Annotated in this window: 10 protein-coding genes and 5 tRNA genes; 2 read left to right on the plus strand and 13 right to left on the minus strand. The window is 41.8% G+C overall.

What is annotated here, in order from left to right; all coding sequences use genetic code 11:
• Positions 1 to 73 precede the first annotated feature (73 nt).
• Positions 74 to 2,647 carry a leucine--tRNA ligase gene (gene leuS, locus GLP24_RS17385; RefSeq protein ID WP_152654335.1) on the minus strand — a complete coding sequence of 858 codons (2,574 nt, stop codon included), beginning with the start codon at positions 2,645 to 2,647 and terminating at the stop codon, positions 74 to 76.
• 169 nt (positions 2,648 to 2,816) lie between these two features.
• Between leuS and GLP24_RS17390 the strand changes: the two genes are divergently transcribed.
• Positions 2,817 to 3,386 (plus strand): zinc ribbon-containing protein, encoded by a 570-nt coding sequence (locus GLP24_RS17390; protein WP_101770140.1) that lies wholly within the window; start codon positions 2,817 to 2,819, stop codon positions 3,384 to 3,386.
• A gap of 89 nt (positions 3,387 to 3,475) precedes the next feature.
• Here the strand turns inward: GLP24_RS17390 and GLP24_RS17395 are convergent, their stop codons facing one another.
• The 7 genes from GLP24_RS17395 to mtgA form a co-directional block, all read right to left on the minus strand.
• Entirely contained in the window at positions 3,476 to 4,234 is a 759-nt protein-coding gene (locus tag GLP24_RS17395) for a lipid-binding SYLF domain-containing protein (RefSeq protein ID WP_101770141.1), read from the minus strand.
• Positions 4,235 to 4,358: 124 nt separating this feature from the next.
• Positions 4,359 to 5,912, minus strand: coding sequence for an apolipoprotein N-acyltransferase (gene lnt / locus GLP24_RS17400; RefSeq protein ID WP_101770150.1), 1,554 nt, complete (start codon positions 5,910 to 5,912; stop codon positions 4,359 to 4,361).
• 3 nt (positions 5,913 to 5,915) lie between these two features.
• Positions 5,916 to 6,788: a CNNM family magnesium/cobalt transport protein CorC gene (gene corC, locus GLP24_RS17405; protein WP_101770142.1), complete on the minus strand. Its 873-nt coding sequence runs from the start codon at positions 6,786 to 6,788 to the stop codon at positions 5,916 to 5,918.
• Positions 6,789 to 6,870: 82 nt separating this feature from the next.
• Positions 6,871 to 7,332 (minus strand): rRNA maturation RNase YbeY, encoded by a 462-nt coding sequence (gene ybeY / locus GLP24_RS17410; protein ID WP_101770143.1) that lies wholly within the window; start codon positions 7,330 to 7,332, stop codon positions 6,871 to 6,873.
• Positions 7,332 to 8,429, minus strand: coding sequence for a PhoH family protein (locus tag GLP24_RS17415; protein WP_232616324.1), 1,098 nt, complete (start codon positions 8,427 to 8,429; stop codon positions 7,332 to 7,334). Before GLP24_RS17415 ends, ybeY begins: the two co-directional genes overlap by 1 nt.
• 113 nt (positions 8,430 to 8,542) lie before the next feature.
• Entirely contained in the window at positions 8,543 to 9,970 is a 1,428-nt protein-coding gene (gene miaB / locus GLP24_RS17420) for a tRNA (N6-isopentenyl adenosine(37)-C2)-methylthiotransferase MiaB (RefSeq protein ID WP_101770145.1), read from the minus strand.
• 169 nt (positions 9,971 to 10,139) lie between these two features.
• On the minus strand, positions 10,140 to 10,868 hold the full coding sequence (mtgA, locus tag GLP24_RS17425) for a monofunctional biosynthetic peptidoglycan transglycosylase (protein WP_101770146.1): 729 nt from the start codon (positions 10,866 to 10,868) through the stop codon (positions 10,140 to 10,142).
• 158 nt (positions 10,869 to 11,026) lie between these two features.
• On the opposite strand from mtgA, the gene GLP24_RS17430 reads away from it, so the two are divergent.
• The gene (locus GLP24_RS17430; protein ID WP_232576396.1) at positions 11,027 to 12,187 is read left to right on the plus strand and encodes a 2-octaprenyl-3-methyl-6-methoxy-1,4-benzoquinol hydroxylase; all 1,161 of its coding nucleotides are present in this window, start codon (positions 11,027 to 11,029) and stop codon (positions 12,185 to 12,187) included.
• 162 nt (positions 12,188 to 12,349) lie between these two features.
• Here the strand turns inward: GLP24_RS17430 and GLP24_RS17435 are convergent.
• The 5 genes from GLP24_RS17435 to GLP24_RS17455 form a co-directional block, all read right to left on the minus strand.
• Positions 12,350 to 12,434, minus strand: a tRNA-Leu gene (locus GLP24_RS17435).
• Positions 12,435 to 12,470: 36 nt separating this feature from the next.
• Positions 12,471 to 12,547, minus strand: a tRNA-Met gene (locus GLP24_RS17440).
• Positions 12,548 to 12,585: 38 nt separating this feature from the next.
• Positions 12,586 to 12,660 (minus strand) — tRNA-Gln (locus GLP24_RS17445).
• 41 nt (positions 12,661 to 12,701) lie between these two features.
• Positions 12,702 to 12,786: transfer RNA gene (locus tag GLP24_RS17450), tRNA-Leu, on the minus strand.
• A gap of 81 nt (positions 12,787 to 12,867) precedes the next feature.
• Positions 12,868 to 12,952, minus strand: a tRNA-Leu gene (locus GLP24_RS17455).
• Positions 12,953 to 12,966: the final 14 nt, after the last annotated feature.

Below are 12,966 nucleotides of genomic sequence, written 5' to 3' on the forward strand. Positions count from 1 at the left end.
GATCCCCGCAGAAGCGGGGATCTTTAGGCTATTTACTGCTTTAACAACAATGTTATACAGTAGTTAACCTTGATTAGTTAGCAACAATGTTAAGTAGTTTACCTGGTACATAAATAACTTTACGTACAGTATTTCCTTCAGTGAAGCGAGTTACGCCTTCATCTGCCATTGCTAATGCTTCTACTTGCTCTTTGGTTGCGTCTGCCGCTACCGTTAATTTAGCACGTAGTTTGCCGTTAACTTGAACAATGATTAGCTTTTCATCTTCAACCAATGCAGCTGCATCAGCTTGTGGCCATACAGCATGGTCTATATCTGTTTGACCTAGAGCTTGCCACATTTCAAAACAGATATGTGGTGTCATTGGGTAAAGCATCGTAACAATCGCTTTTAGTGCTTCATCAAGAATAGCACGATCTTGTACTGATTCTTGTGGCGCTTTAGCTAGCTTGTTCATTAATTCCATGATTGCAGCAATCGCGGTATTAAATGTCTGACGGCGACCAATATCATCACTTACTTTAGCGATAGTTTTATGAATATCACGACGAAGTGCTTTTTGATCATTGCTTAATGTTGTGGTATTAACGGTTTTAGCGGTGCCTTTTTCAGCATGCTCACGAACCAGTTTCCAAACACGCTTAAGGAAGCGGTTTGCACCCTCAACGCCAGATTCTTGCCACTCAAGCGTCATATCAGCAGGCGATGCAAACATCATAAATAAACGTACGGTGTCAGCACCGTATTTGTTTACCATCTCTTGTGGATCAATACCGTTGTTTTTAGACTTAGACATTTTGATCATGCCTGAGTGTTCAACGTTATGACCTTTAGAATCTACCGCTGTTGTGATACGGCCTTTGCCGTCACGTTCAACGATTACATCTGTTGGCGCAACCCACTCTTTACCACCTTTGTCAGTAGTGTAGAAGAACGCATCAGCCAATACCATGCCTTGACATAGTAGTTGCTTAAACGGTTCGTTAGAGGTTACGTAACCCGCATCACGAAGTAATTTGTGGAAGAAACGTGAGTACAATAGGTGCATACACGCGTGTTCAATACCACCAACATATTGATCAACAGGTAGCCAGTAGTTGGCTTTCGCTGGATCAAGAATATCATCAGCTTGTGGTGAACAGTAACGTGCGTAGTACCAAGATGACTCCATAAAGGTGTCAAAGGTATCAGTTTCACGCAGTGCTGGTTCGCCGTTAAAGGTGGTTTTAGCCCATTCTAAGTCAGCTTTAAGCGGACTTGTTACGCCATCCATTACCACATCTTCTGGAAGAATAACGGGTAGTTGATCGGCAGCAACAGGATGTACTTGACCATCTTCAGTCGTTACCATTGGGATTGGTGCACCCCAGTAGCGTTGACGTGAAACACCCCAGTCACGAAGACGGAAGTTAATCGTTTTCTTGCCTTTGCCTTCCGCTTCAAGTTTTGCTGCAATTGCATCAAACGCTTGTTGGAAGTTTAGACCGTCAAATTCACCTGAATTGAACAACACACCTTTTTCAGTGAATGCTGCTTCAGAGATATCAAATTCGCTACCGTCTTCTGGCTTAATTACCGCCATGATGTCGATGTTGTACTTAGTTGCAAATTCAAAGTCACGTTGATCGTGAGCAGGAACTGCCATTACTGCGCCTGTGCCGTAATCCATTAATACAAAGTTAGCGATGTATACTGGTACTTCACGACCGTCAAGTGGATGGATAGCAGTAAAGCCAGTATCCATGCCTTTCTTTTCCATTGTTGCAAGTTCAGCTTCAGCAACTTTGGTGTTACGGCACTCATCGATAAATGTTGCTAGGGCTGGGTTGTTCTTAGCCGCTTTTGCAGCCAGTGGGTGACCTGCTGCAATGCTAACAAATGTCACACCCATTAGGGTATCTGGACGCGTTGTGTAAACTTCTAAATCGTTTTGACCTTTAACGTTAAACGTTAATTCAACGCCTTCAGAACGGCCGATCCAGTTACGCTGCATGGTTTTAACCATTTCAGGCCAACCATCAAGGGTATCAAGGTCGTCAAGTAACTCTTGTGCGTACTCAGTAATTTTAATGAACCACTGTGGAATCTCTTTTTGTTCTACAGGGGTATCACAACGCCAGCAACAACCGTTTTCTACTTGCTCATTTGCTAGAACAGTTTGGTCGTTAGGACACCAGTTTACAGACGATGTCTTTTTGTAAACTAGACCCTTGTTGTACAGTTTAGTAAAGAACTCTTGTTCCCAACGGTAGTACTCAGGAGTACAGGTTGCGAATTCACGGCTCCAATCGTAACCAAAACCTAATAGCTTAAGTTGGTTCTTCATGTACTCGATGTTTTCGTAGGTCCAAGGTGCTGGCGCAGTGTTATTTTTTACTGCTGCGTTCTCTGCTGGTAGACCAAATGCATCCCAACCAATTGGCTGCATGACATTTTTGCCTTGTAAGCGTTGGTAGCGAGAGATAACATCACCGATAGTGTAGTTACGCACGTGACCCATGTGCAAGCGACCACTTGGGTACGGGAACATGGACAGACAGTAGAATTTTTCTTTATTAGGATCTTCACTAACAACAAAGGTCTTATTGTTATCCCAATGTTCTTGAACTTTTTGTTCAATGTCCTGTGGACGATATTGTTCTTGCATCGATGACATCCAGAATTTTGTGAGTTTAATACAAACACATTCATTGTAATCGACATAGGATAACCAAAGGTAAAGGTGTCAACAATAGCTGATAGCAATTCGGCGACCTTAATCTTACATTTGGCCGTAATTACGTAATTATTTTGCACATTGGCAGAGGATTAATCCCATGACTAAGCAACAAAAGCAGTATGAAGCAATATTAGAAAAAGTAACTGAAGCGCTTAAGCATAGTCCAGAAGAGCTAAAGAAGTTTTTTAAGATGACGGAGCTTTATGGTAAAGCTGCGAGTGATATGACTAAAGATGAGCTTTCATTAGTTGAAGCTTACATTAAAAGTGATCTTAAAACGACTGAGCTTTATGGCAAAGCTGCGAGTGATATGACTAAAGATGAATTATCATTAGTTGAAGCTTATGTCAAAAGTGATTTAAAAACATTTACTGAAGAAGTAAAAAATAGTTCACAACCCTTCAGTGAAAGTCCATTTTATAAGTTAGTCAGTGAAAGCATTTGGAAAAATTTAGCTGAAGTTACTGATAAAACCCAATTAGAGTGGATTGAGGTTATGGATGATATTCAGCATAAGGGCGTTTATGAAGCTGGTGAGCTTGTTGGGTTGGGTAATCTTGTGTGTGAGAAATGTGGTCATACAGAAATGATCACCCATGTGACTCGCATTGAGCCATGTGTGAAATGTGGCTGTAAACAGTTTTCACGTTTGCCATTGAACCCATAAATGGTTATTTGCATTATTAGTAGTAATATAAAACGCAGCCATATTAAGAGCTGCGTTTTTATTGTTATGTAATAAATCTAACGCTTAATTTAATAGTCAGGTTTTTCAATAAGATCAACAACCACTGCTGAGTCTGTAGATTTTATTGTTGCCGCAGGTTTTTGCATTTGTTGATATTTTCTTGGCTGTGATTGAGACATTGTTTGGGATGGTTGATCGTCAGCGTTAAACTTAGGTAGCACCTGATCATAGCCTTTTATTTCACGGGTTGCGGTTGTCATTGGCTCATAGGTGAATTTTTGTCCGGCTAATGATGCTTCAATCATAGCTCCACCTTTAGCACGAGTGAAGATAGCAACACCATTAATGTAGCTTTGGGTCATATAGTCACTACCTGCACTGATACCAGCCCCTGCTGTTCCGATCTTAGCTGAAGCACCTTCTGTTAAGGCTACTGCTGATGCTTGAGCATCTAATTCTAAGCCACCATCAATAAAGCGATCGTAAGCACGTTTATCTTGGAAGAATAGAATCTCACTAAAAGCTTGGCCGCCAAATTGTAACCCAATAGACACTTGGTATAACTTAGCAAATCCCATTGCTTTATTCGCTTTAAATACAACCCCTGAGCCGTAAGCACCACCAATCCAAAAGCCGCCTTTACCCACCGATGGAAAAACAGCATATCCATAAGCCGAATGGAAAAAAGGTTGTGTTTGTGGGGATTTATAAAAAAGTGCTAGTGCGTCTTTGGTATCATTTTGTTGTTCTTGAGCAAGTACTTGTGTTGATAGCATTAACATCAATAATGAACATAAAGAGGTAAATATTTTATGTGTTGCTTTCATCTATCATTCCTCATCTCGTTGCTGGTGGTTGATTCTTGTAGGATTGCCGTTATTAGTTGTTAATTAAGATCACAATAAACTAATCGTAAAAAAGAAGGTGAAGTTATTAGCTTCACCTTAAATTTTATTCTTTTTCCGTTGGACGTACGTCACGAAAATGTCCGCGTTTACGTCGAACAAGTAGCCAAGATAATGCTAATGCCCATAAACAGTAACCATATAACGGCCAACTGCCTAAGGTGGTGTAGGGTGTCATCCCAATGGTTGGGATCACTTTATCTTTTAATACGCCAGTGACAAATTGCGGTAATTCTTTGGTGATATGACCATTATGATCAACCACTGCTGTAATACCCGTATTTGTTCCACGCAATAATGGTTTACCAAGTTCAAGCGCCCGCATTTGAGCAATTTCCATGTGTTGGAATGGGCCAATTGAGTGGCCAAACCATGCATCATTAGAAAGCGTAAGCAGTAACTCTGTTTTTTTTGTAACGTTTTGACGAATTTGTTCACCAAATGCAATTTCATAACACAGCGCAGGTGCAATTGAATAACCATGGGCTTGAATATTCGGTTGAATATAAGCACCGCGGCTAAACGATGACATCGGCAGATTAAAGAACGGTGCTAATGGACGTAACAAGCTAGCAAACGGCACAAATTCACCAAACGGTAACAGGTGGTGTTTTGTGTAACGGGTTGCAGTCTTGTAGTTATAAGGGCCATCAGCATCGACACCGAGCGTCAAAATATTATTGAAAAACTCGCCATCTGCTTTTCGATCTAAAATACCAGTGATCACGGTGCTGTTATTAGCGCGTGCGGCCGCATCCAGATTTTGTAAGAAGGTTGGAATATCTTCTTCAAGTGCAGGAATGGCGGCTTCTGGCCAAATAATTAAATCGGCACCCCAGTTATCACGGGTGAGATCCATATATTTCATCAACGTTGGCCAGCGGTGACTGGGTAGCCATTTCTCTTCTTGCGAAATGTTACCTTGGATCAAAGCAACACTGATACTGTGTTTAGGATCGGGTTTTACCCACTGTGGAATACCGGCTAATACCGCTAATATTGCCACTAATACCGCAACCATGAATGGACGCCAGTTACGGTAGTAAAGGGTTGCAGTTATTGATCCCGATATAAGCACTAAGGCGAGAGTGATCCCTTCGACACCAAAAATGGGTGCGAAGTGTGCCAATGGCGTATTAAGTTGGCTGTATCCCATCCATAACCAAGGAAAACCAGTAAATAACCAGCCACGGATCCAATCAAGTACTAACCAAATAACCGGACCGGAAAGCAGTAATTGATGTAATGGCCGTTGGCGATTAAAACGATTAAATAAATAGCCAAATAATGCTGGATATAATGCTAAGTAACTAATTAGCAAGCACATTAAGAACATGCTGGCGATTTTAGGCATACCACCAAAGGTATCGATGCTGACATGTACCCAGCTGATACCAGTACCAAACATACCTAGACCATAAAAAAAGCCAATCAGTGCTGAGCGTTTAGGGGATTGTTTCTGTAATAAAAGGAAAAACAGAATCAGTGTTAGTGGCGCGATAAATGCGTAGTCATAAGGAGCAAAAGACAAGGTCGCAATCGCACCTGCAGGGACAGCTGCAAGCAACTGTCCCAATGAGATGAGTGTTTTTTTTGTCATCATTTATGGAGTAATGGTAGGTTGAAAGGCTTCGTCAGGTACAGTTACTTGTAACTGGATAACGCGACGGTTATCAGACGAGGTCACTTTAAATGAATAACCATTAACTTCAACAACTTCACCGCGCGATGGCAAGTGACCAAAACTCATCATAACCAAGCCGCCGACGGTATCGACTTCTTCATCACAAAATGAGGTATGGAACAGTTCATTGAAATCTTCAATGGTTGTTAGGGCTTTGACTGCGTAAGTATGTTTACTTAATTGACGAACTTCTTGTTCTTCTTCGTCGTCAAATTCATCTTCGATTTCGCCAACAATTTGTTCAAGAATATCTTCAATAGTGATAACACCAGATACACCACCAAACTCATCAACCACAATTGCCATGTGGTAACGCTCTTCGCGGAACTCTTTTAATAGGCGATCAACACGTTTACTTTCAGGCACTACAACGGCTGGACGTAATACTTTGTCGATATCAAAGGGCTCACTGTCAGGCAATAAATAACGCAGTAAGTCTTTGGCTAATAAAATGCCTTCGACATGGTCTTTATCATCACTAATAACAGGGTAGCGTGAGTGTTGAGCTTCAACAATTAAATCAATAAGATCTTCTAGCTTCTGAGAACGCTCGATAGTCGTCATTTGTGAACGTGGGATCATAATGTCACGTACACGCATTTCTGCTATTTCCATCACACCTTCGAGCATGTCGCGGGTGTCATGATCTATCAAATCGTTTTCTTCCGAGTCACGGAATACTTCAACTAATTCTTCACGGTTTTGTGGTTCACCTTGAAAAAGTTGGCCAATACGTTCAAAGAAGGACTTTCTACTCGGACCTTCAGTTGTTGGAGAGTTATCTGCGTTCATTATTTACTTTATCAACTAAGTGGACATTGCCACGGAAATGCAGCTTGGTTTATCAAGCTGCGGAATATTTTGGGGTATGTTACTACTTTTCAGAAATGTAAGGGTCGATAAAGCCCATGTTTTGCATGATTTCAGTCTCTAATGCTTCCATTTCTTCAGCTTCATCGTCTTCGATATGATCATAACCTAGCAGATGGAGACTGCCGTGTACAACCATATGTGCCCAATGCGCATTAAGTGGCTTTTGTTGTTCAAGCGCTTCAGTTTCTACAACTTGACGACAAATAATGAGATCGCCAAGTAAGTTCATTTCGATTTCTGGTGGCGCTTCAAATGGAAAAGAAAGTACATTTGTTGGTCGATCTTTGCTTCGGTACTCAAGGTTGAGTGCGTGGCTTTCTTGCTTATCAACTAATCGAATAGTGACTTCAGCATCGGCCTGAAATGGGGTGACTGCGGCATTTAACCATTGCTGGAATTCAGCCTCAGTCGGTAACCCAGTTTCGTCTGCTGTTGCAAGTTGTAGATCAAGATAAATCGCCATTAGTTACTCTTTTGTGATTCAATTTTAGCGGCAGTCGCGATGGCGAATAAGGCGGCATCTTTGGCGTCTTGTTCTGTACGACGACGTTGTTCTGCTTGTTTTCGTTGTTTTTGATCGTCACTTTCCCAGATTTCATAGGCTTGAACAATGCGAGCGACAACAGGGTGGCGCACGACATCATTGGCTAAGAAAAAGTTAAAGCTAATCTCTTCAACATTTGATAATACTTCAACTGCATGACGTAAACCTGAACGCGCGCCACGCGGTAAATCGATTTGAGTGACGTCGCCAGTGATCACTGCGCGTGAATTAAAGCCAATACGCGTTAGGAACATTTTCATTTGTTCAACAGTGGTATTTTGGCTTTCATCTAAAATAATAAACGCATCATTAAGGGTACGACCACGCATATAAGCTAACGGTGCGACTTCAATTACATTACGCTCAATAAGCTTTTCTACGCGTTCAAAACCTAGCATTTCAAACAAAGCATCATAAAGTGGGCGTAGGTATGGATCGACTTTCTGGCTTAAATCACCGGGTAAGAAACCCAATTTTTCCCCTGCTTCAACGGCAGGACGAGTAAGCAGAATACGGCGAACTTCTTGACGCTCAAGGGCATCAACGGCAGCGGCAACGGCAAGGTAAGTTTTCCCCGTACCCGCAGGGCCGACACCAAAGGTAATATCGTGGGTCACAATATTGGCAATATATTGGGCTTGGTTAGGCGTGCGTGGTTTTATGATCCCTTTTTTGGTTTTGATATGGACTTCTTTACCAAAAGGGATGCTTGTTTCTATGGTTTGTTCTAAGACGCCAGAGGCTTTAATTGCTAGATGAAGTTGGTCGGGTTCAATATCGGGAATGTTGTTATGTACGGGAGCCGTATCAACGTATAAATCTTTAATGATATTGGTGGCAACATCAGCAGTGTGTGGTTGGCCCACGACGCTAAAATGGTTGTTGCGATGATTGATTTCAACACCTAGACGACGTTCTAGCTGTTTGATGTTGTCGTCGAAAGGACCACAAAGGCTGGAAAGACGCTGGTTATGGGCGGGTTCCAGATCAAATTCTACAGTAATTATCTTGTTCAAGGTTTGCCTCTCATTGAGGTCGCCTATTAAGTAGGCGACCATATTTTCAGGGCATGCGACTTACTTTGAATAATCGTTATTACTGCTTGTTGTTTAACGGCAGTGAATCGCTATTATTCAGGAGTATATACGCCTACACCTAAATCATCTTCACGGCGCGTTTTTGCCATCATTGCTGCTGGTGACATTGCAACACGAAGATCCATTTCTGCTTCAGTGCGAACAAGTTCGCCACGTAATGAGTTAGTAAATACGTCGACGATTTTCACATCAACAAATTGACCAATCAATTCAGCAGAACCTTCAAAGTTTACGATACGGTTGTTTTCAGTACGTCCGCGTAGTTCCATTACATTTTTACGTGATGGACCTTCAACCAAAATACGTTGTTCTGTGTCTAGCATTTGGCGTGCATGACGCATTGCTTGGCTATTGATTTGCTGCTGTAGGGCGTAAAGACGCTCTTTCTTCACTTTTTCAGTCAGATCACAAGGGTAATCTGCCGCTGGTGTGCCTGGGCGCGGTGAGAAGACAAAGCTGTAGCTAATATCAAAATCAATATCACGAATCAGTTTCATGGTATCTTCGAAATCTTGATCCGATTCGCCAGGGAATCCAACAATAAAGTCTGAACTCATGGTGATATCTGGACGCACTTTACGTAACTTACGAATTTTTGACTTGTATTCAAGTACCGTGTGAGGGCGCTTCATCATCGTTAGAATACGATCTGAACCACTTTGTACTGGTAGGTGTAAGTAGTTAACCAGCTCAGGGGTATCTTTGTAAACGTCGATAATGTCGTCAGTAAACTCAATCGGATGGCTTGTCGTATAACGTACACGGTCAATACCATCAATTGCTGCGACTAAACGCAGTAATTCAGCAAAACTTGCAAGCTCACCATCGAATGTTGGGCCGCGGAATGCGTTCACGTTTTGGCCTAACAGGTTAACTTCACGTACACCTTGTTCTGCCAGTTGTGCAATCTCATACAAAACATCATCTATCGGACGGCTAACTTCTTCACCGCGAGTGTAAGGCACTACGCAGTAAGTACAATATTTAGAACAGCCTTCCATGATAGAGACAAATGCAGTTGCACCGTCAGCACGAGGTTCAGGTAAGTTATCGAATTTTTCAATCTCAGGGAATGAAATATCCATTACTGTTTTTTCATTTGATTGAGAGCGTTTAATCATCTCAGGCAAACGGTGTAGGGTTTGTGGACCAAAAATAACATCAACGTAAGGTGCGCGTTTGCGAATAGAATCACCTTCTTGAGTCGCTACACAGCCACCAACGCCGATCACTAGATCGGGTTTTTTATCTTTTAGTTTTTTCCAACGGCCTAGCTGGTGGAAAACTTTTTCTTGTGCTTTTTCACGGATCGAACAGGTGTTAAGTAGCAGAACATCTGCTTCTTCTGGGATTTCTGTTAACTCGAAGCCATTAGCAGCATTAAGAAGATCGGCCATTTTTGATGAATCGTATTCGTTCATCTGGCAGCCCCAGGTTTTAATCAGCAGTTTCTTCGCCATCTCTCTTCGCTCGTAGTGTTGATTCATTACATTCAGAATTACGGGCTGACAGGTCGCATTACGTTATTTTTAGGGTAATGCCCTGTAGCAAGCCGCGTATTGTACTGCTTTAAACTCGGTCTGACTAGATCATCACCACCCTGAAAAAAGTGTGGTCTTTTGTCTTTGACTAGCGATAGAGATTAAATGATTTAAAAAGTGATTGTTCATCATAGACCTTATTTAGCGTAACCATACCTAGTTGACGCATTTGTTTACGGATCCATAATGTTCGTTGATAGACATAATTACTCATTGGACTGGCTTTTATTTTATACGGATTAGGTAATACTGCGGCCAGTTGTGCTGCTTGTTGAGCGCTAAGTCGACTCGCTGGAATATGGAAAAAATGCTCACTAGCCGCTTGAACACCATAGATCCCCGGACCAAATTCAATGACGTTTAAGTAGGTTTCTAAAATACGATCTTTGCCCCAAATAACCTCCATCCATAATGCAAAATACAATTCGATGCCTTTACGAATAAAAGAATGACAGGGGAATAAAAACACATTCTTAGCAGTTTGTTGAGTAATGGTACTAGCACCTCGGCTGGGACCATTTTTACCGCTGTGTTCAAGGACAAAGAGGGTTGCATTAAGATCGATACCGTGGTGTTCAGGAAAGGTTTGATCTTCTGAAGCTATCACCGCTAATTGCATATTTTTTGAAATCTTATCCAAATTAACCCATTGATGATGTGTTTGCTTTGGATAACCTTGTGGCGGAAATAGAGTACGGCTAATTTCCCAGCCCCAAAACGGTGGGTTAATAAATTTAAAAATGACGATCAGAACAATCGGTACAATTAACGCGCCTAAAATAAATTTAACGATAAAACGTTTAAAGCTTGTCAGCATGGTGATTGGATTCCTGTCAATGATGAAAGGGAGTGATTAGCGATGAATACATTATGGTAGTACCCCAATAACCGTATTTTCTTATACAATCATCTAACACAATGGTTTGAAAGATTATAACCAAATAATAAGCTTGGGCATAATAGGTAGGTAAAGATATGGAACAATATGATGTCATTGTTGCCGGTGGCGGTATGGTGGGGGCCGCTACCGCGATTGGTTTAGCTCAACAAGGCTTAGAGGTGGCAGTGATAGAAGGTTATGCGCCACAGCCATTTATGTCAGCACAAGCGATGGATTTACGCGTATCGGCTATTTCTCCACGTTCAGTCGTACTCTTAGAACAATTAGGAGCATGGAAAACGGTGATGGCGATGCGCTTATGTCCCTTTAAACGTCTTGAAACATGGGAAAATCCTGAGTGTCGCACTCGGTTTAATGCCGATGAGATGCAACTGCAACAATTAGGTTATATCGTCGAAAATCGTGTCATTCAATTAGCGCTATGGCAGCAATTTGAACAGTACGACAATATTACTTTATTGTGTCCTGCAACCATGGTCGCAGCGACTGCGATTGATGATGGTTATCAGATCGAATTAGACGATGGTTCACTGCTTAATTGTGGTTTACTCATTGGTGCTGATGGCGCTAACTCTCAAGTACGCCAGCAAGCGAATATTGGTATTACCGCGTGGGATTATCGCCAGCATTGTATGCTAATTAATATCACAACGGCTTTGCCACAACAGGATATTACTTGGCAGCAGTTTACGCCAGCGGGACCTCGGTCATTTTTACCTTTGCCTGGCCATCAAGGATCACTTGTTTGGTATGACTCTCCTGCTCGAATTCGTCAATTATCAGCAATGCCAGCAGCGCAATTACACGCTGAGATTGTGGCAACGTTCCCAAGTGAATTAGGCGAGTTTACGGTGCTTAATCATGGTAGTTTTCCTTTAACACGTCGTCATGCGCAAACGTATTATAAGTCGAATGTGGTGCTATTAGGTGATGCTGCGCATACGATTAACCCATTAGCAGGACAAGGGGTTAATTTAGGCTTTAAAGATGTCGCTTGTTTATTAGAAAAAATCAACCAAGCAGGCAATGAGTGGCAACAACCTCAAGTTCTGGCTAATTATGAACGTTGTCGTCGCCCTGATAATTTGATTATGCAAACTGGAATGGATTTTTTCTACAGCACGTTCAGTAATAATATTGGGCCATTAAAGTTACTGCGCAATGTAGGATTACGGGCTGCTGATCATACTGGCGCGATAAAAAAACACGTATTGAAGTATGCAATGGGGATATAACGATAGTATTGAATGTCTTTTGTAACGAAAATAAAAACAAAAAGCCGAGTAAAATTAATTACTCGGCTTTTTATTTATTCTTTTACTTGCAGTTGGCATCAATGGAGATGATCACTATATTGCAGATAAAAGAAAACCTACTCAAAGAGTAGGTCTCTAATATGGTGCGGAAGGAGAGACTTGAACTCTCACACCTTACGGCGCTAGAACCTAAATCTAGTGCGTCTACCAATTCCGCCACTTCCGCAAATTTTTTATCTCTTTGAACATTATCAAAAGAGAATGGTGGCTACGACGGGATTCGAACCTGTGACCCCATCATTATGAGTGATGTGCTCTAACCAACTGAGCTACGTAGCCAACATAGAATACTGAAATGAATCAATACTCTTAAATAGTGGCAGGTCTACCTGGATTCGAACCAGGGTATGACGGCATCAAAAGCCGTTGCCTTACCGCTTGGCGATAGACCTACTGTGCTTATTTTCATAAGACTTTCACAAACTAGAGAGAATGGTGCGGAAGGAGAGACTTGAACTCTCACACCTTACGGCGCTAGAACCTAAATCTAGTGCGTCTACCAATTCCGCCACTTCCGCATATTGTCAGTTATAAATAACCGTATTTCTCTAGTGTATTGTTTAAATCAGTAATTGGTAAAAAGCCGATTTAAAGAATAATGGTGCGGAAGGAGAGACTTGAACTCTCACACCTTACGGCGCTAGAACCTAAATCTAGTGCGTCTACCAATTCCGCCACTTCCGCAATGATTAACTGCT

This window comes from Photobacterium carnosum, from assembly GCF_021236965.1.
GTDB lineage: Bacteria > Pseudomonadota > Gammaproteobacteria > Enterobacterales > Vibrionaceae > Photobacterium > Photobacterium carnosum.